This is a genomic window from Robiginitalea aestuariiviva, from assembly GCF_029537735.1.
Taxonomy (GTDB): domain Bacteria; phylum Bacteroidota; class Bacteroidia; order Flavobacteriales; family Flavobacteriaceae; genus Robiginitalea; species Robiginitalea aestuariiviva.
Map to the genome: position 1 here is coordinate 1,115,140 of NZ_JARPUQ010000002.1, position 20,317 is coordinate 1,135,456.

A 20,317-nucleotide genomic window follows, 5' to 3' on the forward strand; every position below is an offset into this window, starting at 1 on the left:
AGGCTTTATAAGGTGTTTTCCTCCAGGAGGTCCACTTCTACTTTTAGGTTTTCGATGATAAATTCCTGCCGGTCGGGGGTGTTTTTGCCCATGTAGAACTTCAGGAGTTCTTCAATGGACATGGCCTTGTCCAGCATCACCGGCTCCAGGCGGATGTCGTCCCCTATAAAATGTTGGAATTCATCCGGGGAAATTTCCCCAAGGCCCTTGAATCGGGTAATTTCTGGTTTGCCCTTCAGGGTGCCGATGGCGGCCTTCTTTTCCTCTTCGCTATAGCAATAGATGGTCTGCCGTTTGTCCCGCACCCGGAAAAGCGGGGTCTGCAGGATGTAGAGGTGTCCCTCTTTAATCAGTTCCGGGAAAAACTGCAGGAAAAAGGTAATCAGCAGCAGCCGGATGTGCATCCCGTCCACATCCGCATCCGTGGCAATCACGATGTTGTTGTAGCGCAGGTCCTCCATGGAATCCTCAATGTTGAGGGCGGCCTGCAAAAGGTTGAATTCCTCGTTTTCGTAAACGATTTTCTTGGACATCCCATAGGAATTCAGGGGCTTCCCCCTCAGGCTGAAGACGGCCTGGGTATTGACATCCCTGGATTTGGTAATGGACCCTGAGGCGGAATCCCCCTCGGTAATGAAAAGGGTGGACTCCAGGCGCCTGTCCTGTTTCATATCGCCCAGGTGGATCCGGCAATCCCGCAATTTCTTGTTGTGGAGGCTGGCCTTCTTGGCGCGTTCCCGGGCCAGTTTCCGGATCCCGGACAGCTCTTTGCGCTCCTTTTCGGCCTGGATGATCTTGCGCTGGATCTTTTCGGCCACCTCGGGGTTCTTGTGCAGGTAGTTATCCAACTCCCGCCCCACAAAATCATTGATGTAGGTCCGCACGGTGGGCAAGTCCCCGCCCATGTCCGTAGAACCCAGCTTGGTCTTGGTCTGGCTTTCGAAAACCGGCTCCATTACCTTAATGGAAATGGCGGCTATTACAGACTTGCGTACATCGGAGGCATCGTAGTTCTTCCCGTAATAATCCCGGATGGTCTTCACCAGGGCTTCCCGGAAAGCCGCCTGGTGCGTCCCTCCCTGGGTGGTGTGCTGGCCGTTTACAAAGGAGTGGTATTCCTCGCTGTATTGAGTTTTGCTGTGGGTCAGGGCCACTTCAATGTCGTCTCCCTTCAGGTGGATGATGGGATAGAGCATGTCTTCCGCATTGGTGTAATCTTCCAGCAAATCCCGAAGGCCATTTTCGGAATAGTACTTCTCCCCGTTGAACACGATGGTCAGCCCCGGGTTCAGATATACGTAGTTGCGCAGCATGCGCTCCACGTATTCGTTCCGGTAGCGGTATTTCTTAAAGATGGATTCGTCCGGGGTAAAGACTACCTTGGTGCCCCGTTTGCGCGAAGTTTCCTCCAGGAATTCCTCGTTGGTCAGGTCCCCCGCGCTGAATTCCGCCGCCCGGGACTGGCCATCCCGCGTGGATTCCACCCTGAAGTAGGCAGAAAGGGCATTGACCGCCTTGGTACCCACCCCGTTCAGGCCCACTGATTTCTTGAAGGCACGGGTATCGTACTTCCCTCCCGTGTTCATCTTGGAGACCACGTCTACCACTTTGCCCAGCGGGATTCCGCGGCCGTAGTCCCGGACGCTGACCCGGTCTTCCTTGATGGCGATTTCGATGGTTTTCCCGGCCCCCATCACGAATTCATCGATACAGTTGTCGATTACTTCCTTCAGGAGGATGTAAATGCCGTCGTCTGCCGAAGAACCGTCCCCGAGCTTTCCGATATACATCCCGGGACGCATACGGATATGCTCCTTCCAGTCCAGGGACCGGATATTATCCTCGGTGTATTGGGATTGTGCCATAATCTGGGGGTTTGACCCGCTAATATAGGATTATGGGGACGAAATCAAAATCCGCCTGCCTTAAAGTAATTAACAATAAGGGGAACGGTTGTTGATTACCGGGGGTGGCAAGTGCCGGGCGGCTTACACGTTAAACCGGAAATGCATCACATCCCCATCCTTAACTACATATTCCTTGCCTTCCACCCGCATTTTTCCGGCTTCTTTTACCTTGGCTTCGCTGCCGTAGTGGAGGTAATCCGCAAAGGCGATTACCTCTGCGCGGATAAAGCCCTTTTCGAAATCCGTATGGATCACTCCCGCAGCCTGGGGGGCGGTAGCGCCTACCGGGATGGTCCAGGCCCGCACTTCTTTTTCCCCGGCTGTGAAATAGGTCTGCAGGTTCAGTAATTTATAAGCGGAGCGGATCATTTTGGAAGCCCCGGGCTCATCCAGCCCCAGGTCTTCCAGGAATAACTGCCGCTCCTCGAAGGTCTCCAGTTCCGCAATATCGGCCTCGGTGGCCACGGCCAGCACCAAAACTTCCGCCTTTTCCCCGGCAACAGCTTCTTTCACCCGGTCTACATGGGCATTGCCGCTGCTGGCGGATTGTTCATCCACATTGCAGACATAGAGCACGGGTTTGTCGGTAATCAGCTGCATGGGGCGCACAAATTCCAAGTAGGCATCTTCGTCCACAGCAATAGCGCGTACGGAGGTTCCGCTTTCCAGACCCTGTTTCAGGGTTTCCAGCACCTGAGCCTCCTTCTGTGCCTCCTTATTCCCGGTGCGGGCAGCACGACCAGCTTTTTCCAGACGCTTTTCCACCGTTTCCAGGTCTTTAAGCTGCAGTTCCATATCGATGGTCTCCTTGTCCCGGATGGGGTCTACGGACCCGTCTACGTGTACCACGTTGTCATTGTCAAAACACCGCAGTACATGGAGGATCGCATCCGTTTCCCGGATGTTTCCCAGGAACTGGTTCCCGAGCCCCTCCCCTTTGCTGGCCCCTTTCACCAGGCCTGCAATATCGACAATCTCCACGGTGGCAGGCACTACGCGCTGGGGGTTTACCAGGGTCTCCAGCTGCCCAAGCCTCGGGTCCGGCACGTTCACTACCCCGATATTGGGTTCAATGGTACAGAAGGGGAAATTCGCGCTCTGCGCCTTGGCATTGGAGAGGCAGTTAAAGAGGGTGGATTTTCCGACATTGGGCAAACCTACGATTCCGGCTTTCATCTTGCGGTGATTTTGGCGGCAAATATACGCTTTCTTAAGGGTTGACCACCGATGTGCTGCCCAGGAAAACACCACTTGTAACAAAATGGGCGCAAGGGCGTCTTAAACACAGATTCCAACCCATGAAAAAAGCACTCAATTTACGCCTGTGCGCTACCCTTCTGCTTGGCCTGCTGGCTTCGGGCCTTCATGCCCAACAACGCACCTGGAAGCTTACCGACGCCCAAACGGGCAGCCCTGTGATTTTTGCAACGATCCGGACCGGGGCCCAAAGCGGCACCATCAGCAATGAGGAAGGCGCCTTTAACCTGGATCCCGGCCAGGCTAAAACGGGTATTCAGATTTCTTGTATGGGATACCGAACCCTTACCCTTACATCACAGGAATTGGAGAATGCCCCGGAAACCCTGCAAATGACCCCGGCGGCCATTGCGCTCAATGAAGTCCGGGTAGGCGAAGCCATCCCTTCTGCAGAAACGGTCATTAGCCGGGCACGGGCACGCCTGGAGCAGAATTATGCCCTGGGTACAGCTTCTTTCAGGGTTTTTTACCGGCAGTCCGAAGCCATGGCCTTCGACCGGCTGGACCTGGAACTGGAAAAAGCCTCCGACCTGAACCGGGAAGCCCTGAAAGCGGCCGATGCGCGCCTGCGTCGTCTTGGGCAGGATTTGGTAAAAAGCCAGGCACGGGAATATCTGGACCTCAATGGGATGCTGCAAATACATGCAGATACCCTGGGTGCCCTGCGCATATCCAGGGCCACCGCCCTGGTGGACCATAATCGCGACTACTCCCCGGAACAAATCCAGCAGCGGGCCCAGGAGATTATTCTGGACCATCTGGATACCACACAGACCTACAAGGTAAAGACCGGAATATTCAAAATTGAAGACAGTGTGTCTGTGGCCGACGAATTCCTGGAGCAGGAAGACGCCTCCCGGGACAGTTCCGACTTCGGGATGCTCCGGCACAGCCATAAGGAATTGCTGCGGCTGGCCGGCTGGCAGGGCAACCACCTGAACCGGCTGCTGGACGCAGACTGGTACCGTTACGCTTTTCTGGGGGCCACCTATTTTGACGGGAATTACGTCTATGCCATTGCGTTTTCACCCCGTCGGCACAAGGCCAAATTTTCCGGGACGCTCTATGTAGATGCGGCCAGTTATGCCGTCCTGAAAATGGACTACGCCTATGCCGAGGGACGGGAAGGGGAAAAGGTAAACCTGAAGTTGTTACTGGGTATCAAATACGCCGAAAACCTGTATAGGGGCACTGTTATTTACCGCCGTAATATGGAAGGGAAATACGCACCCTATTTTATTCAAAGAGAACAGGGTAACTACATTTACCTTCATCGTGGCTTAAAATTTATTGAGAACAGTGCTGCAGGGCGAAAGGTCGCCTTCGATTTTCTCATGGAAGGCGGGGTGCGCACCCACCAAAATCTCCTTGTGCAGCCCATGGAATCCGAAGCCGGCAATCCTTTTGAAGGGTATACGGAGCCCAAACAGATTTATGTACGGCAGCTGGACCGTTTTGCTCCTTCGGTATGGCAAGACCCGGAAGTCATGGCCCCGCTTGAAGAGATGCGGCAATTCCGGGTGGAAAAGCCCTAGTCCGGATGCATAAACCGCTGCTTCCCGAGCAGCTGTTCTTCCGTCTCTACATGGTCTTCGTCCGGCACACAGCAATCCACCGGACAAACGGCTGCGCACTGGGGCTCTTCGTGGAAGCCCATGCATTCGGTACATTTATCCGGAGCAATGTAATACACCTCGTCGCTAATAGGGTCCTGGACGGCATCGGCATCCACTTCCTTCCCATCGGGCAGTACTACCTTTCCGGCAAGGGAGGTACCATCGCTGTAGCGCCATTGATCGGCACCTTCATAAATGGCGGTATTTGGGCATTCGGGCTCGCAAGCGCCGCAATTGATGCATTCGTCGGTAATAATTATGGCCATCTCGTTTTTCTTTTTCCAACGTGATCTCCCGGCCAAAAGTTGTATCCGGCAGCCGGGATGTCTATTTTTGCCCAAAGTTAATGGCAAAACCCCAAGCCTACAAATCCCATGCGTCTGAATTCCCATATGCAAAAAGCCCTGACTGCCCTTGGAGCAGAAATTCGGGAAGTGACCGCCCTGCAGGATAATGCCCCTGAGGCCCTGGCTGTAGATTTTCCCGAATGGGACCAGTTGCTTCGGCAGGTGGCCGTGGAAAACCCGTGGTTTACCCCAGCCGAGGTTACGGAAGCCCTGAAGCAATGGGGGGATTGCCTGTACCCAGATGCCCTGGAATCCTGGATGCAATCCTACCCGGAGCCGGAAGGAAAACCCCGCAAAGTGGGGTTGGTAATGGCCGGAAACATCCCGCTGGTGGGCTTCCACGACCTGCTTAGTGTGCTGGTTACCGGAAACCATGCTATGGTGCGCTGCGCGTCCAATGACCGCAGATTATTGCCCTTTTTATGGCAACGTCTCTGCCGTTACCAACCGGAGTTGGAGGGCCTTGCAGGCTTTACGGAAGGCCGGCTGGAGGCATTCGATGCCGTCATTGCTACGGGCAGCAACAACACTGCCCGCTATTTTGAATACTATTTCCGGGACAAGCCTCACATTATCCGTAAAAACCGGAACAGCATCGGGGTACTGGATGGGGAAGAAAATCCCGAGGCCCTGGCCGGGCTTGCCGCAGACGTGTTCCGCTATTTCGGGATGGGATGCCGCAGCATCTCCAAACTTATGGTCCCTGAAGGATATGATTTTGACCCCCTGTTCCAGGCTTTTTATCCCCACCGGACCCTGCTGGAGCACCCGAAATACGCCAACAATTACGATTACAACAAGGCCGTTTACCTGATGAGCGGTGCCCCCATGCTGGACAATGGGTTTCTGCTCCTGAAAGAGGATTCGGGCCTGGGTTCCCCCATAGGCACCCTTTTTTACGAGCCCTATGCCTCACGGGAACAAGTCCAGCGGCGTTTGGCGGAAAACCAGGCGCAGTTGCAATGCGTTGCCGGGCCACAGTGGGTGGCAGGCGCCATTCCTTTCGGGACCACCCAGAAGCCCGGGCTTTCAGACTATGCCGATGGGGTGGATACTGTTGAATTCCTGTTGAGAATTCGGGCAAATTAAATGGAGGAGCCCTGCGTGGTTTCACACATAATTCAGACCTTTAAGGCCTTAAAATCGAGAACCGATGAAAAAGCACAATTTCAGCGCTGGTCCCTGTATCCTGCCCAGGGAAGTTATGGACAAAGCCGCGGATGCCGTTCGCGACCTGGACGGCACCGGGCTTTCGCTGATTGAAATATCCCACCGGAGCGCAGAATTTGTAGCGGTTATGGAACGCGCCCGCAGCCTGGTCCTGGAATTGATGGACCTGGAGGGCAAAGGTTACGAAGTGCTCTTCCTGCAAGGAGGTGCCAGCATGCAATTCCTGATGGCGGCCTATAACCTGCTGGAAACCCGTGCAGGGTATATCAATACCGGTACCTGGAGTGGCAAAGCCATCAAGGAAGCCCGGTTGTTCGGGGAAGTGTTGGAAGTCGCTTCATCCGAAGCGGACCAGTTCCGGAGCATCCCGAAAGGTTTCGAAGTGCCTGCAGGCCTGGATTATCTGCACCTGACCACCAACAATACCATTTTCGGCACTCAGTTTAAGGATATCCCTCAATGCGATGCCCCCCTGGTGGCCGACATGAGTTCCGATATCTTTTCGCGCTCCATGGATTTCAGCCAGTTCGGGCTGATCTATGCCGGGGCCCAGAAAAACATGGGGCCGGCAGGAGCCACCCTGGTCGTCGTCCGGGAAGACCTCCTGGGCCGGGTCACGCGCAAAATCCCTTCGATGCTGGATTACCAGGTACACATCTCCAAGGACAGTATGTTTAACACCCCTCCGGTCTTTGCGGTATACACCTCCATGCTTACCCTGCAATGGCTGAAAGCGCAAGGCGGAATTGCCGCCATGGAGGAACGCAATGCCAAGAAGGCCAAGCTGCTGTATTCAGAAATTGACCTGAACCCCCTGTTTCAGGGATTTGCGGCCACAGCGGATCGTTCAGACATGAACGCCACCTTTACCCTAACGGACCCGGAACTTAAGGATCGGTTCGACCAGATGTGGAAAGCGGCCGGCATCAATGGCCTGAACGGCCACCGCTCCGTGGGCGGCTACCGGGCATCTATGTACAATGCCCTGAGCCTGGAGAGTGTGGGCGTTCTGGTGGACGTGATGAGCGACCTGGAACGCAAAGCCTGATTTTAATCCCAAAAACCTGAATTCATACATGTTGCGAGTATTGGCAAACGACGGCATTTCCGATGCCGGAAAAGAACGCCTGGAAGCTGCCGGCTTTGAAGTCCTTACCACCCGGGTAGCCCAGGAACAACTTACCGCCTTTCTGGACCGGGAGAAGATCGCTGCCCTGCTGGTGCGTTCGGCCACCCAGGTTACCCCTGAGGTGATCGACGCTGCAGGCCATCTGAAAATTATCGGCCGGGCCGGCGTTGGCCTGGATAACATAGCTGTGGAACATGCCCGCAAAAAGGGCATCCCGGTGATCAATACCCCCGGCGCCTCGGCAGATTCTGTAGCCGAGCTGGTGTTTGCCCACCTGATGGGTGGGGTGCGCTTCCTGCACGACTCCAACCGACAGATGCCTCTGGAGGGGGACCAGATCTTTAAACAACTGAAGAAACAGTATTCTAAGGGCACCGAGGTAAAGGGTAAAACCATGGGGATCGTGGGCTTTGGCCGCATTGGCAAGGCTGTGGCCCAACGCGCTTTGGGCCTGGGCATGAAAGTGGTCTTTGCCGACCCCGAAGTAACCCATGCCCAGGTAAGCCTGGAATTCGCAGACGGGCAACGCCTGCATTTTGACGTACAGGGCGCTCCTTTTCGGGAAGTATTAGCAATGTGCGACTTTCTTTCGCTGCATGTCCCTGCCCAGGATAAACCGCTGATCGGGGAAAAAGAACTGGGGCTGATGAAACGGGGCGCGGCCATCATCAATACCTCCCGGGGCGGGGTGCTGGACGAACCTGCCCTGCTCCAGGCCCTGGAGGCCGGGCATATCCGTTTTGCCGCACTTGATGTCTTTACCTCGGAACCTGCCCCGGAAGTCCAGTTGTTGATGCACCCCCAACTGTCCCTGAGCCCCCATATTGGGGCAGCAACCAGGGAAGCTCAGGATCGCATTGGGCTGGAACTGGCCGACCAGTTGATTGCCTGGCATAAAAACGGGTTTCAGGAGGCCTGAATAGCCCAAAAAGGTAGTATCTTCCATACCGAATACTAAACACTACAAAAATGTCTGGAATTTTAGACCTGATGAGCAGCCCCATGGGGCAACAACTGATCCGGGGCGTTTCGCAGGAAACCGGCCAGCCGGAAGACCAAACTGCCAACCTCCTGTCCATGGCCATGCCCCTGCTGATGGGTGCCATGAAAAAGAATGCCTCCACCCCGGAAGGGGCAGCAGGCTTGATGAACGCCCTCTCCTCCAAACACAGCGGAGGTATCCTGGACGACCTTGGTGGTTTGTTCAGCGGGGGTGTGGATGCCTCTGTCATGAAGGACGGGGCCGGTATCCTGGGACACGTCCTGGGAAGCCGTCAGCCCGCTGTTGAAAATGCCCTGAGCCAGAAATCCGGCATGGACCCTTCTGCCATTGCCAACATCCTTAAGATAGCGGCACCTATCGTTATGGGTTTCCTGGGGCGCCAGCGGGCCCAGACCAACGTTTCCGATGCAAACGGACTCACCTCCCTTTTGGGGAGTATGCTGGGCGGGCAACCGCAGGCTAACCAGAGCCTGATCACCAGCCTGATCGATACCGACGGGGATGGCAGCGTGCTGGACGATGTGGCAGATATGGTTCTGGGCAGTTCCTCCAAAAAGAAAAGCAGTGGCCTGGGCGGCTTGCTCGGCGGGCTTTTTGGGAAATAACAAAGACCTGAATGCAATGTTAAACCACCGGGGCCTCCGGTGGTTTTTTTGTACCTTATAAAAAAATCTTTTGCATGAAAACCCTTCCATTTATGTTGCTTGGGCTGGTCTTAGCCTCGGCCATGGCCTGTGGTACCCCAAAGGGTATTGAGGTTAGTGAAACCGAACGGGAAATATTCGCCCGTCAAACCCCGGATAGCGTACGGATTGCGGATGCCGAATCCCAGTATGAAATCGTGATCATAGACCCCGGGTTTTACAATTGGCTGGTGAGTGTAGCCAAGCCCGAAGGCTATTATTCCCAGACCTTTCTGGAAACCCGCAATGCCATCTACGTAACCAATTGGAACCAGCGCGCATTGTTACCCAGGCAGTATGACTCTTCTCTATATGTATGGCCCATAGATTACGACCCCAAAATCAACTACGGTTACGAGGTCAATTATAAACTTTACAACTACTTTATCTACTTCCAGCGGAAGTATAATCAACGGCTGGGTCCCTTCCTGCCCCGCATCTAAATTGCGTATATTTGCGGCCTCATTATGGCTGGAATGAAGAAACTCAAAGCCCGGTGGGGCATTACCTCCAATACCCAACTGCTTATTATTTGCGTGGTCTTTGCGATTACAGGCTCTGCATCGGTATGGGTGGCCAAACCCTTCCTGCACTGGATTCGCCTGGATTCACTGAAGGAAATAACCGAGTGGTGGGGACCCTGGATCTACTGGAGCCTGCGCATTCTGCTGATTTTCCCATTCTACCAGGTATTGCTGGTGCTGTTTGGCTGGCTTTTCGGGCAATTCAAATTCTTTTGGGCCTTTGAAAAGAAAATGCTGAAGCGTCTGGGTCTCGGAGCGCTTCTGCCCTGATTTATCATTTTCTTAACAGTTGAACAAGCGTAGCGGTCCTTATTTTTGCTGCCATGCGTGTTCTTGCCCTACATAGGATTGCCGCAATCCTGCTGCTGCTACTGCTGCACCTGCCCGCCCTGCAGGAGGCTCTGCACGGTATGCGGGAGCACTCGGAGTCCCACTGCAAGGAAAACTTCAGCACGCATTATCACTCTACCGAGTGGCATTGCGATTTTGACCACTACCATTTTTCCCCAGCCCTGGAAGCGGCCATTCCCCTAACACCACAACCCGTATTCCGGGCTATTTATGCCGCTCCGCTAGCCTATTACCCGGTCTACACGGGTGGGGATTTTAGCACCCTGCAGCTGCGGGGTCCGCCCTGTTGAAAAGGTTTTTCTGTTTTGTGCCCGGATACCAACGGGCAACACCTTTTCAATAAACTACAATCGCATTACTCATGAAATACTTTATTGTAGGGCTTCTAGCCCTTTTGGCCCAGGGCACCTTCGCCCAGGCAGAACTCCATGGAAACATTAACGAAGCTTCCTCCGGCAACCCCCTGGAACAGGCTTCTGTTTATTTTCCGCAACTTGGTGCGGGAACATTAACCGACGCCAATGGGAATTTTGAAATCCGCAACCTCCCGGCCGGCACCTATAAACTGGTGGTCTCCATTATCGGGTATGCTGCCTTTAGTGAAAACATCCGCCTGACATCAGGCGACAACCAGCGCAACATCAGCCTGCAGCCCAGTGCCATAGAAATGGAAGAGGTGATTGTCTCCACTCCCTTCCACAAACTGCAACGGGAAAATGTTATGAAGGTGGAACAATCCCCGATGAAAGCCCTCCGCCGTATAGCCGCTCCAACACTTGCCGAAGGAATCCGGGAGTTGAATGGCGTGGAAATGGTGAGCACCGGGGTTGGTATCGGCAAACCCGTGATTCGCGGGCTGAGTGCCAACCGGGTGCTGGTCTACACCCAGGGCATCCGCCTGGAAAATCAGCAATTCGGTTCCGAACACGGGCTGGGCGTTAACGATGCCGGAATTGAAAGCGTGGAAGTCATTAAAGGTCCGGCTTCCCTCTTATATGGCTCGGATGCCCTCGGGGGCGTCCTGTACCTGAACCCGGAGCGCTATGCGGATGCCGGGCAGGTGAAGGCCGATGCGGGGCTAACGGGATTCAGCAACACCTATGGGCTTATGGCCAATGCCGGCGCAGGGGTTTCGGGTGAAAAGTGGAAGTTCCTGGCTCGGGTGGCCCGCACCTCCCATGCCGACTATAAAGACGGGGAAGGTACCCGCGTGACCAACAGCCGCTTTGGGGAATGGGACCTGAAATCAGGGCTGGCTTACCAGGCCGGGCGCTTCAAAAACGATTTTCGCTACAATTACAACCTGGCAGAACCCGGGATTCCGGAGGAAATCGGGGAACAAAACAAAGACCGGACCCCGCTGCTCCCCTACCAGCGGATTGAAAGCCATATCCTGAGCAATACCTCCGAATGGTTCCTGCCAGAATCCAGCCTGAAGCTGATTTTGGGCTACATGGCCAATAACCGTCAGGAGTTTGAAGAACACGAGGAAGAGCCCCTGCCAGGCCCAGGCCCCATTGAGGAAGAGGAGGAAGGCCCGGCCCTGGATATGCAACTCAATACCCTAAATTACAACCTCCAATATCAGTTTGGCCTGGGGCTTGAAAACGTGGAAACCATATTGGGCATGCAGGGGATGTGGCAGACCAACCGGAATGCCGGGGAGGAATACCTGATCCCGGATGCCACGGTGGCCGATATCGGCTTAATGGCAACCTCACACATTCATTTCTCCCAGACGGACCTGCAACTGGGGCTCCGGTACGACCACCGGAACATTCAGGGAGACGCTACGGGCGATGTGGCCAGCCCTGAGTTTATCCCGGCTCTGGACCGCAATTTTGGGAGTTTCAACCTGGCTGCAGGCCTGCGCACCGACCTGGGGAATGGAGTAACCGGACGGGTTAATCTGGCCTCGGGTTTTCGTGCCCCCAACCTTTCGGAACTGGCCTCCAACGGAACGCATTCCGGTGCCAATCGCTTTGAAATTGGGAATGCAGATCTGGTAAACGAAAAGAACTTCCAGACCGATGTATCCCTGGAATACCAGAACGAACACCTGGAGTTAGGTGTGAACGGGTTCTTCAACCGGGTACGGGACTTTATCTTCCTGGCCCCCACGGGCGATATCAACGATGGTGACCCCGTCTATCAATACCAACAGGAGGATGCCTCTCTGTACGGAGGGGAATTTGGTTTGCACCTGCACCCCCACCCCCTGGATTGGCTGCACCTGGAAAGTAATGCAGCCCTGGTAATCGGCTCCCTGGATAATGGGCGCGACCTGCCGCTGATTCCGCCCTTTACCTGGCGCAATACGCTGCGGCTGGAAGCAGGCAAACTGGGAACATCCCTCTCCAATGCCTATGCCTTCCTGCGCCTGGAAAGTGCTTTCCGCCAGGAACGCGTAAGCCCTTTCGAAACGGAAACCCCTTCGTACAACCTGGTACATCTGGGCTTTGGGGCCCAAACGGAATGGATTGGACAATCCCTGGAGTTTCGGGTACACGTAAACAACCTGCTGGACGAAACCTACGTGGCACACCTGAGCCGTTTAAAGCCGGACGGGATACTGAATCCGGGACGCAACGTCAGCCTGGGAATGACCCTGGTGCTTTAATCTCAAAAAATTCTGGGAGTATTTATTTGACCGCCGGTTTTCCGGCGGTTTTTTTTGTGCCCCGCAGCAGGAAAGTATAGATCCACATCAGGGTAAAGGTGGGCACTACATCCGTGCCCGGGAGGAGCTCCTCTACAAAGGTGATAAAGGCCGCTGCCGTGCCGAATCGACCGGGATACATCCGGGTCATGAACCAGCTGGCCAGGGGCGCCCAGATCAGGTCCAGGGCAGGGCCGAGGCCCGGAATCAGCATAGAGAGCATGCCAATGCCGTCAAGCAACAGGCTAAGGAACAATTTCTTGTATTTCCCTTCCGGAGATTTCATGGCTGCCATCAGGACAAATCGGAGCTAATGAGTTTCAGGAACTCATTCCGGGTTTCGATTTTTTCAAACTGCCCCCGAAAACCAGAGGTTGTGGTCACGGAATTCTGTTTCTGAACCCCCCGCATCATCATACACATGTGCGCGGCTTCAATAACCACGGCAACCCCTTTCGGTTTCAGGGTATTATTGATGCATTCCAGGATGTCGTCCGTAAGGCGCTCCTGTACCTGCAGCCGCCGCGCAAAGACATCCACCACTCTGGGAATCTTGCTGAGGCCCACAATGTGCCCATCCGGGATATAGGCCACATGGGCCTTGCCAAAAAACGGCAGCATATGGTGTTCGCAAAGGGAGTACACCTCTATATCTTTGATCAGGACCATTTCGCTGTAGGATTCACGGAACATGGCGCCTTTTAGAATTTCCACGGCATCCTGCCGGTATCCCTGGGTAAGGAAAAGCATGGCCTTGGCGGCCCGCTCGGGTGTTTTGACCAGGCCCTCCCGTTCTGAGTCTTCACCCAGGTCGTCCAGAATACCCTCATAGCGGTTTCTCAGTTCCCGGGTTACTTTGATGTTGTATTCTTCCAGATATCGGTAGGGAGCCATGGTCAGTGGATTTGCCCTAAAGATGGGAAAAAAAACCCAGATGAGCCCGCATAGCGATGGCAAATGATCGGCGGTATTGCATCGGAACCCACCGAGGTACATTTTGCCAGAATAGCGGTATTGCGTACTTTCAGACCCCGAAAGGAAAGCACTATGATCCGCGCCCGACACATCCATAAATTTTACGGAAACCTGGAGGTCCTCAAGGATGTGGAACTGGACATTAGCCCAGGAGAAATTGTCTCGGTTGTCGGTGCCTCAGGGGCAGGGAAAACCACCCTGCTGCAGATTCTGGGTACCCTGGACCGGCCCAGCCCCGGGTATCCCACTCGTATTGAATTGAACGGGCAGGACCTAACCGGCATGGGCTCCCGGCAACTGGCCCGGTTCCGCAACGAGCACATCGGGTTTATCTTTCAGTTTCACCAGCTGCTTCCCGAATTTACCGCCCTGGAAAATGTCTGCATTCCGGCCTTCATCAAAGGGACCCCCAAAGAAACGGCCGAAAAGGAAGCTAAAGAGCTCATGGTGTTTCTGGGACTGGGCCACCGCCTTACCCACAAACCCGCTGCCCTTTCCGGGGGGGAACAACAGCGCGTTGCCGTGGCCAGGGCCCTGGTCAACAAACCGGCGGTAGTCCTGGCGGACGAACCCAGCGGCAACCTGGATTCGGCCAGTGCGGACCGGTTGCACCAACTTTTCTTTGAATTGCGGGACACCTACGGGCAGACCTTTATTATCGTGACCCATAATGAAGAACTGGCTGAGATGGCGGACCGCAAACTGACCATGGTAGACGGCAAAATCGTTTCCCACAGCTAGCATGACTTTCGAGGCCTTACAGGAATTTATGGAAGCCAAGGCCGGGCAGTACCAACGGCCCGAATTCCTGGAAGCAGACCCCATTCAGATCCCGCACCGGTTTTCGCGGCGCGAGGACATCGAAATTGCCGGGTTCCTGACAGCGACCATTGCGTGGGGCAACCGCAAGAGCATCATCCGCAGTGCCCAGCGGATGCTGGAATACCTGGAACACACCCCTTTTGACTTTGTGATGCAGGCAGGGCCGGAAGACCTGGCCAGGGTAGAACCCTTCGTCCACCGAACCTTTAACGGCCTGGATTTTAAAACCTTCCTGATAGCCCTAAGACATCTCTACCGGGAATACGGGGGAATGGAACCATTATTTGCCCGTTATGCCGCAGATGGCAGCTTACAACCGGCTATTTCAAGGGTACGGGAACATTTTTTTGAAGTCCCGCACCAGGCCCGGACCGGCCGGCATTTCTCCAATCCCGAAAAAGGGTCGGCGGCCAAACGCATCAATATGTTCCTGCGGTGGATGGTACGGCCTGCCGATGCCGGGGTAGATTTCGGGTTGTGGACGCAGCTCAACCCTTCGCAGCTTTCCTGCCCCCTGGATGTGCACAGCGGAAAAGTAGCCCGGGCACTGGGGCTGCTCAGGCGCAAACAGAACGATGCCAAAGCCCTGCAGGAACTGGATGCGGCCCTTCGGAAACTGGACCCCAAAGACCCTGTGAAATACGATTTCGCCTTATTTGGCCTTGGGGCTTTCGAACAGTTTGGATAAGGTTTATTCCTTCACGATCCCATATCCCTCGGGCAGGTCAATCGCAATCTGCCGGCCGCCATCACCGATAGAGCGATAAATAGCTTCCACAATAACCATATCTCTCCGCCCCATTTCACCTGGGGCCCGGTTGGGGGAGCCTTCCAGGATATGGCGGGCAAAATCGTCCATTTGCAGCTTTTGCTGGGATTCGTGCGGGAATTCTATGGGGCCTTTTGAGGTATTTCCTCGTAACGGCCCGTAATTATTCGCCGGTTGTAATTCAAACCAGCCCGCTTCACAGGAGCCGTACAGGCGGTTGGCATTGGCGTTGTGGGAAGTCATCATCTGCCCCACTACCCCTCCGGGAAAGGTAAACTGGGCGGTGATGGTTTCGTCCGTATCCCTGAAGTATTCCGGGCGGGTACTGAACTCCTGGGCACTTACCCCAATGGGATTTTTGCCACAGCTGTAAATGCAGCTCTGGATAGAATACACGCCCATGTTCATTAAAGCGCCCCCACCGGAGCGCTCCCGGTCCAGGCGCCACTGCTCCGGGTTGCCGCGCGAAATATACCCGGCATCCGCGCTCACAAAACGCACGTCCCCGAAGGTTTTTTCGCGTACCAGGCGCTTGATTTCCTGCGTATACGGCTCGGATTGCAGGCGGTAGCCCACACTGAGTTTTACACCAGCTTCCCTGCAGGCATTTATAATCGCATCGCACTCCGCAACGCTAACCGCCATAGGCTTCTCACAAATCACGTGCTTGCCGGCCCGGGCGGCGCGGATACAGAACTCTGCATGCATGCTGTTGGGCAGCACCACGTAGACAATATCGATGTCCGGGTCATTGGCAATGGCATCGAAAGATTCATAGGAATAGACATGGTCCTTGCCTATCCCGTATTCTGCCTGCCAGCGTTCGGCCTTGGCCGGGGTGCCGGTCACAATCCCGGCCAGGTGGCAATGTTTGGTCTGTTGCAGGGCCGGGGCCAGCTGATAGGTACTGTAACTGCCCAGCCCGACCAGGGCCACGCCCAGGGAGCGTCCCTGCCCCTGACGCGGTGTTGCCCCTTTTATTGAAAGGTGCGGTCCTGCCCAGAGGGCAGCCGCCCCTAATGCCATCCGGCTGCTGAAGGTTCTTCGGCTCAGGTGTTTCATGTTGGAAATTTCCCTAAAGATAGGAAACAAACCCCTGAGCCTTACCCGGGGGTGTATATTAAAAGTGTTATTTTTATACCTGTAGAACCCAAGACGAGAACCACCTATGAAAAGAGCTTTCCTCTCCCTGGCGGCGGCCCTGCTGCTTGCCTCCGGGCTTTATGGACAAAACCGGAAACTCCCGGCAGACACCACCGTGACCACCCAGCACAGCGTAACTGTTAACGGCCAGACCTTTTCCTATACCGCAGAAACAGGGACCCAGCCGGTTTGGGATGAAAAGGGCGTACCTACCGCTTACCTCCACTACACCTATTACACCCGCAACAATATTAAGGACCGCGCCTCCAGGCCCTTGCTCATTTCTTTTAACGGAGGCCCGGGCTCCGGGTCCGTCTGGATGCACCTGGCCTATACCGGCCCCCGAGTGTTGAAAATTGACGACGAAGGTTACCCGGTTCAGCCCTATGGGGTGGCAACCAACCCCTATTCGGTATTGGACGTTACCGATATCGTTTATGTTAACCCGGCCAATACGGGGTATTCCCGCACTATCCCGGAAAGCGGAAAGGAAGTGGACCGGGAGAAATTCTTCGGGATCAATGCCGATATCAAATACCTGGCCGAGTGGCTAAACACCTTTGTATCCCGCCACAACCGCTGGCAATCTCCCAAATACATTATTGGCGAAAGCTACGGGGGTACCCGGGTGATGGGCTTGTCCTTGGCCCTGCAGGAACAGCAGTGGATGTACCTGAACGGGGTAATCATGGTATCCCCCGCAGATTATAAGGTTATCCGCGTGGGCGGGCCGGTGAGCAGCGCCCTGAATTTGCCCTATTACACGGCGGCAGCCTGGTACCACAAGGCCCTGCCCGCCGAGTTGCAGCAGAAGGACCTGTTGGATATCCTCCCGGAGTCGGAAGCTTTTACCGTGAACCATCTGATCCCGGCCATTGCCAAAGGCGGCTTTATTGACCCGGCTGAGCGGGATGAAATTGCCGGGAAGATGGCCTATTATTCAGGACTGGGTAAAACCGACATCCTGCAGCACAACCTGGACGTGCCCACCCAATTTTTCTGGAAGGCCCTGCGGAGGGATAAGGGCGGGTTTACCGTTGGCCGGCTGGACAGCCGTTACCTGGGGATCGACAAAACCCTGGCTGGTACCCGACCGGACTACGCGGCCGAGCTGACTTCCTGGTTGCATAGCTTTACGCCGGCCATTAACTATTACTTCCGCAATGAGCTCAACTGGAAAACCGACGTGAAGTACAACATGTTCGGACCCGTTCGGCCCTGGAACAACGAGAACGACAATACCCGCGATAACCTGCGTCAGGCCATGGCAGAAAACCCCTACCTGAATGTGCTGATTCAGTCCGGGTACTACGACGGGGCAACCACCTATTTCAACGCCAAATACACCATGTGGCAGGTAGACCCCAGCGGTCGTATGAAGGATCGTTTTGAATTCAAAGGCTATCGCAGCGGGCATATGATGTACCTGAGGCGGGAAGACCTGAAGCAGGCCAATGAAGACCTGAGGGCGTTTATCCTGCGTACGCAGGCCAATGGAAAAAGCGCAAAGTACTGATTATGAAGACCAAGGTAATTCTCTGGAGCCTCGCAGGCCTCCTCTGCTGGACGCAACCCCTAAGCGCCCAGGACATCCCTTCTGCCAGCTGGCAGATCGAAACGGCCCTGATGGCCGTGCCGGCGGACTACCGGGCCAGTGCCCGGGTACTCGGGTACAACCCTTCCGGTGAACTGGTTACCCTAAAGCAAGGCGACGGCCCCTACATTGCCCTGGCCGACGACCCTGCCAACCCCCGCTTTTCCACCGCGGCCTACCACAAGGAACTGGAGCCTTTTATGGCCCGCGGGCGCGCCCTGAGGGCCGAGGGTAAAACCGCTCCGGAGGTCTTTGACATCCGTGAGGCAGAGGTAAAAGCCGGCACCCTCCCCATGCCGGACAAGGCCACCCTCTGCATCCTTACGGGGGAGGTGGAAGCCGGGACCGGTAAGATCCTGAACCCCTTCACCCGCTATGTGTTCTATATCCCGTACGCAACAGGGGCAACCACAGGCCTGCCCACCACGCCAGCTCCTCCGGGGCATGCGTGGATCATGGACCCGGGCACCCACCGCGCCCATATTATGATTACCCCCCCAAAACAATAAAATTACGGCTCCTGCCCAACGTCATGAAAGCAACCTTTAAATCCTTTCACACCCTTATGCTGCTCCTCCCCATTTTTTTCAGCAATCCAGTACAGGGGCAGGACTGGCCCAACCTACAGCAGTTCCGCGACGACAATACCGCCCTCTCTCCCCCTGCCGCGGATGAAGACCGGGTGGTGTTTATGGGGAATTCCATAACCATAGGCTGGCTCCATCAGATGCCGTCGTTTTTTGAGGGCAAGCCCTATATCAACCGGGGCATTGGCGGGCAAACCACCCCACAGATGCTGCTGCGTTTTCGTCAAGATGTGATTGCCCTGAAACCCAAGGTGGTTGTAATCCTGGCCGGGACCAACGACATTGCCGGGAATACGGGCCCCATGACCCTGGAACAAATCCTGGACAACCTGGTCTCCATGGCTCAGCTGGCCCGGGCCAACGGGATTGAACCTGTTTTGTCTTCTGTCCTGCCGGCCTTTGACTATCCCTGGCGCCCGGGATTAAAGCCCAATGAAAAAATTCCCCGTCTCAATGCCATGATCCGGGAGTACGCAGCACAAGAAGGCCTGGTATACCTGGATTATTTCAGCGCTATGGCCGACCATCGCAATGGCCTGGACAAAACCCTGGCCACTGACGAGGTGCACCCCACCCCCAAGGGCTACCAAATGATGGCGCCCCTGGCGGAAGCTGCCATTGCTGAGGCCCTGGAAAAATATCGGGGTCGTCAGGAATAAAGCCCGGCTGTCTGCTTTCAAACCATGGAAAAACCCCTTGTAAGCCTGTTGATGCCCTTTCGTAATACGGCGGCTTACCTGCCGGAATGCCTGGATTCCATCCGGGTACAATCCTATCTGCATTGGGAACTGCTGGCTGTGGACGACCATAGCACAGACGCTTCCCGCAGCCTGCTGGAACAGGCGGCCCGCGAGGATGAGCGCATCCGGGTGCTGGAGCCCCAGGGCAGGGGGATTATCCCGGCCCTGCGCCAGGCCTACCGGCATAGCCGTGGGTCGCTGATCTCCCGTATGGATTCGGACGACCGCATGGACCCCCAGCGGATGGAAACCATGAGCCGGCAACTGGTGGAAAATGGCGAGGGACACCTGGCCCTCGGGCTAGTCCGCTATTTTTCGGATCGGGGCATTTCCAACGGTTATGCCCGGTACGAATCCTGGCTGAATGCCCTTACGGCTTCCGGAGCCAATTTCAGTGAAATCTATAAAGAATGTGTTATCCCGTCTCCCTGTTGGATGGCCTGGCGTACGGACCTGGAGCGCTGCGGCGCCTTTAAGCCCGATCGATACCCGGAAGATTACGACCTGTGCTTTCGATTCTATGCGGATGGCCTTACATGCCTGCCTTCTTCGGAATTGCTGCATTACTGGCGGGATTACGAGGCACGCACCTCCCGGAATTCCGAGCATTACGCCCAAAATTATTTTCTGGAGATCAAAACCCATTATTTCCTGCATTTGGACCACGATCCCACGCGACCCCTGGTGATCTGGGGTGCTGGCTTCAAGGGCAAGAAGGTTGCGCGGTTGCTGGACCAGGCAGGCGTGCCCTTCCGGTGGGTCTGCGACAACCCGAACAAAATCGGGAAGCGCATCTACGGCCATCTGATGGAACCCTATAGGGTATTGCAAAAAGAGGACCGGCCCCAGAGTATCGTTACGGTAGCGAATGCCTCCGCCCAAAAGGATATCCGGGTATTCCTGGAGGGGCACTGCGGGCAACAGGCCATGGAGGACTTTTTCTTTTTTTGCTAAGGCCGCCCCCAGGGCTGTCCGATTCCTGTTTGGCAAGCGAAACAGCCTGCGGGCTGCCTGATGAATTTCCTATCTTTGAATCAGAGA

General features: G+C 55.3%; 21 protein-coding genes. 15 read left to right on the forward strand and 6 right to left on the reverse strand.

The window, feature by feature from the left end; translation table 11 throughout:
- Positions 1–5: 5 nt before the first annotated feature.
- Positions 6–1,865: a DNA topoisomerase IV subunit B gene (locus tag OZ410_RS11770; RefSeq protein ID WP_277708164.1), complete on the reverse strand. Its 1,860-nt coding sequence runs from the start codon at positions 1,863–1,865 to the stop codon at positions 6–8.
- A 123-nt stretch (positions 1,866–1,988) separates the two neighbouring features.
- Positions 1,989–3,083, reverse strand: coding sequence for a redox-regulated ATPase YchF (gene ychF / locus OZ410_RS11775; RefSeq protein ID WP_277708165.1), 1,095 nt, complete (start codon positions 3,081–3,083; stop codon positions 1,989–1,991).
- A gap of 122 nt (positions 3,084–3,205) precedes the next feature.
- Here ychF and OZ410_RS11780 point away from each other — a divergent pair, with 122 nt between their 5' ends.
- A complete protein-coding gene (locus OZ410_RS11780; protein WP_277708166.1) occupies positions 3,206–4,699 on the forward strand; it encodes a carboxypeptidase-like regulatory domain-containing protein in 1,494 nt (497 codons plus the stop codon).
- Here the strand turns inward: OZ410_RS11780 and OZ410_RS11785 are convergent.
- Entirely contained in the window at positions 4,696–5,046 is a 351-nt protein-coding gene (locus OZ410_RS11785; protein WP_277708168.1) for a 4Fe-4S dicluster domain-containing protein, read from the reverse strand. The genes OZ410_RS11780 and OZ410_RS11785 overlap by 4 nt on opposite strands.
- 108 nt (positions 5,047–5,154) lie before the next feature.
- Here OZ410_RS11785 and OZ410_RS11790 point away from each other — a divergent pair, with 108 nt between their 5' ends.
- The 8 genes from OZ410_RS11790 to OZ410_RS11825 all read left to right on the forward strand — a co-directional run bounded on the left by OZ410_RS11790 (position 5,155) and on the right by OZ410_RS11825 (position 12,607).
- Complete coding sequence (locus OZ410_RS11790) at positions 5,155–6,216, forward strand: acyl-CoA reductase (RefSeq protein ID WP_277708169.1); 1,062 nt, start codon at positions 5,155–5,157, stop codon at positions 6,214–6,216.
- 64 nt (positions 6,217–6,280) lie between these two features.
- Positions 6,281–7,345 (forward strand): 3-phosphoserine/phosphohydroxythreonine transaminase, encoded by a 1,065-nt coding sequence (serC, locus tag OZ410_RS11795; RefSeq protein WP_277708170.1) that lies wholly within the window; start codon positions 6,281–6,283, stop codon positions 7,343–7,345.
- 31 nt (positions 7,346–7,376) lie between these two features.
- Positions 7,377–8,345, forward strand: coding sequence for a D-2-hydroxyacid dehydrogenase (locus tag OZ410_RS11800; protein ID WP_277708376.1), 969 nt, complete (start codon positions 7,377–7,379; stop codon positions 8,343–8,345).
- A 50-nt stretch (positions 8,346–8,395) separates the two neighbouring features.
- A complete protein-coding gene (locus tag OZ410_RS11805) occupies positions 8,396–9,034 on the forward strand; it encodes a DUF937 domain-containing protein (RefSeq protein WP_277708171.1) in 639 nt (212 codons plus the stop codon).
- Positions 9,035–9,108: 74 nt separating this feature from the next.
- Positions 9,109–9,555 carry a DUF6146 family protein gene (locus OZ410_RS11810; protein WP_277708172.1) on the forward strand — a complete coding sequence of 149 codons (447 nt, stop codon included), beginning with the start codon at positions 9,109–9,111 and terminating at the stop codon, positions 9,553–9,555.
- A gap of 33 nt (positions 9,556–9,588) precedes the next feature.
- A complete protein-coding gene (locus OZ410_RS11815; RefSeq protein WP_277708173.1) occupies positions 9,589–9,906 on the forward strand; it encodes a DUF6787 family protein in 318 nt (105 codons plus the stop codon).
- A gap of 53 nt (positions 9,907–9,959) precedes the next feature.
- On the forward strand, positions 9,960–10,277 hold the full coding sequence (locus tag OZ410_RS11820; RefSeq protein ID WP_277708174.1) for a hypothetical protein: 318 nt from the start codon (positions 9,960–9,962) through the stop codon (positions 10,275–10,277).
- A 71-nt stretch (positions 10,278–10,348) separates the two neighbouring features.
- A complete protein-coding gene (locus OZ410_RS11825) occupies positions 10,349–12,607 on the forward strand; it encodes a TonB-dependent receptor (RefSeq protein ID WP_277708176.1) in 2,259 nt (752 codons plus the stop codon).
- A 22-nt stretch (positions 12,608–12,629) separates the two neighbouring features.
- On the opposite strand, the gene OZ410_RS11830 is transcribed toward OZ410_RS11825, so the two are convergent.
- Complete coding sequence (locus tag OZ410_RS11830; protein WP_277708177.1) at positions 12,630–12,941, reverse strand: hypothetical protein; 312 nt, start codon at positions 12,939–12,941, stop codon at positions 12,630–12,632.
- Positions 12,941–13,540, reverse strand: a complete 600-nt coding sequence (gene folE, locus OZ410_RS11835; RefSeq protein ID WP_277708178.1) for a GTP cyclohydrolase I FolE — start codon at positions 13,538–13,540, stop codon at positions 12,941–12,943. The genes OZ410_RS11830 and folE overlap by 1 nt, the downstream gene beginning before the upstream one ends.
- Positions 13,541–13,693: 153 nt before the next feature.
- Between folE and OZ410_RS11840 the strand changes: the two genes are divergently transcribed.
- Complete coding sequence (locus OZ410_RS11840; protein ID WP_277708179.1) at positions 13,694–14,362, forward strand: ABC transporter ATP-binding protein; 669 nt, start codon at positions 13,694–13,696, stop codon at positions 14,360–14,362.
- Between the two features lies 1 nt (position 14,363).
- Complete coding sequence (locus OZ410_RS11845) at positions 14,364–15,131, forward strand: TIGR02757 family protein (RefSeq protein ID WP_277708180.1); 768 nt, start codon at positions 14,364–14,366, stop codon at positions 15,129–15,131.
- A gap of 3 nt (positions 15,132–15,134) precedes the next feature.
- Here the strand turns inward: OZ410_RS11845 and OZ410_RS11850 are convergent, their stop codons facing one another.
- Positions 15,135–16,274, reverse strand: a complete 1,140-nt coding sequence (locus OZ410_RS11850; protein ID WP_277708181.1) for a Gfo/Idh/MocA family protein — start codon at positions 16,272–16,274, stop codon at positions 15,135–15,137.
- A 106-nt stretch (positions 16,275–16,380) separates the two neighbouring features.
- On the opposite strand from OZ410_RS11850, the gene OZ410_RS11855 reads away from it, so the two are divergent.
- From OZ410_RS11855 to OZ410_RS11870, 4 genes are read left to right on the forward strand one after another with little or no spacing between them, the layout of a single operon-like run.
- Positions 16,381–17,871 (forward strand): S10 family peptidase, encoded by a 1,491-nt coding sequence (locus OZ410_RS11855; RefSeq protein ID WP_277708182.1) that lies wholly within the window; start codon positions 16,381–16,383, stop codon positions 17,869–17,871.
- A 2-nt stretch (positions 17,872–17,873) separates the two neighbouring features.
- A complete protein-coding gene (locus OZ410_RS11860; protein WP_277708183.1) occupies positions 17,874–18,458 on the forward strand; it encodes a hypothetical protein in 585 nt (194 codons plus the stop codon).
- Positions 18,459–18,514: 56 nt separating this feature from the next.
- Complete coding sequence (locus OZ410_RS11865; RefSeq protein ID WP_277708184.1) at positions 18,515–19,195, forward strand: SGNH/GDSL hydrolase family protein; 681 nt, start codon at positions 18,515–18,517, stop codon at positions 19,193–19,195.
- Positions 19,196–19,219: 24 nt separating this feature from the next.
- On the forward strand, positions 19,220–20,230 hold the full coding sequence (locus tag OZ410_RS11870) for a glycosyltransferase family 2 protein (protein ID WP_277708185.1): 1,011 nt from the start codon (positions 19,220–19,222) through the stop codon (positions 20,228–20,230).
- Positions 20,231–20,317 lie beyond the last annotated feature (87 nt).

Bases quoted from the DNA above. Each gene is read 5' to 3' on its own strand.
- OZ410_RS11770 (WP_277708164.1), bottom strand. From the start codon at position 1,865: ATGGCACAATCCCAATACACCGAGGATAATATCCGGTCCCTGGACTGG.
- ychF (WP_277708165.1), bottom strand. From the start codon at position 3,083: ATGAAAGCCGGAATCGTAGGTTTGCCCAATGTCGGAAAATCCACCCTC.
- OZ410_RS11780 (WP_277708166.1), top strand. From the start codon at position 3,206: ATGAAAAAAGCACTCAATTTACGCCTGTGCGCTACCCTTCTGCTTGGC.
- OZ410_RS11785 (WP_277708168.1), bottom strand. From the start codon at position 5,046: ATGGCCATAATTATTACCGACGAATGCATCAATTGCGGCGCTTGCGAG.
- OZ410_RS11790 (WP_277708169.1), top strand. From the start codon at position 5,155: ATGCGTCTGAATTCCCATATGCAAAAAGCCCTGACTGCCCTTGGAGCA.
- serC (WP_277708170.1), top strand. From the start codon at position 6,281: ATGAAAAAGCACAATTTCAGCGCTGGTCCCTGTATCCTGCCCAGGGAA.
- OZ410_RS11805 (WP_277708171.1), top strand. From the start codon at position 8,396: ATGTCTGGAATTTTAGACCTGATGAGCAGCCCCATGGGGCAACAACTG.
- OZ410_RS11810 (WP_277708172.1), top strand. From the start codon at position 9,109: ATGAAAACCCTTCCATTTATGTTGCTTGGGCTGGTCTTAGCCTCGGCC.
- OZ410_RS11815 (WP_277708173.1), top strand. From the start codon at position 9,589: ATGAAGAAACTCAAAGCCCGGTGGGGCATTACCTCCAATACCCAACTG.
- OZ410_RS11820 (WP_277708174.1), top strand. From the start codon at position 9,960: ATGCGTGTTCTTGCCCTACATAGGATTGCCGCAATCCTGCTGCTGCTA.
- OZ410_RS11825 (WP_277708176.1), top strand. From the start codon at position 10,349: ATGAAATACTTTATTGTAGGGCTTCTAGCCCTTTTGGCCCAGGGCACC.
- OZ410_RS11830 (WP_277708177.1), bottom strand. From the start codon at position 12,941: ATGGCAGCCATGAAATCTCCGGAAGGGAAATACAAGAAATTGTTCCTT.
- folE (WP_277708178.1), bottom strand. From the start codon at position 13,540: ATGGCTCCCTACCGATATCTGGAAGAATACAACATCAAAGTAACCCGG.
- OZ410_RS11840 (WP_277708179.1), top strand. From the start codon at position 13,694: ATGATCCGCGCCCGACACATCCATAAATTTTACGGAAACCTGGAGGTC.
- OZ410_RS11845 (WP_277708180.1), top strand. From the start codon at position 14,364: ATGACTTTCGAGGCCTTACAGGAATTTATGGAAGCCAAGGCCGGGCAG.
- OZ410_RS11850 (WP_277708181.1), bottom strand. From the start codon at position 16,274: ATGAAACACCTGAGCCGAAGAACCTTCAGCAGCCGGATGGCATTAGGG.
- OZ410_RS11855 (WP_277708182.1), top strand. From the start codon at position 16,381: ATGAAAAGAGCTTTCCTCTCCCTGGCGGCGGCCCTGCTGCTTGCCTCC.
- OZ410_RS11860 (WP_277708183.1), top strand. From the start codon at position 17,874: ATGAAGACCAAGGTAATTCTCTGGAGCCTCGCAGGCCTCCTCTGCTGG.
- OZ410_RS11865 (WP_277708184.1), top strand. From the start codon at position 18,515: ATGCTGCTCCTCCCCATTTTTTTCAGCAATCCAGTACAGGGGCAGGAC.
- OZ410_RS11870 (WP_277708185.1), top strand. From the start codon at position 19,220: ATGGAAAAACCCCTTGTAAGCCTGTTGATGCCCTTTCGTAATACGGCG.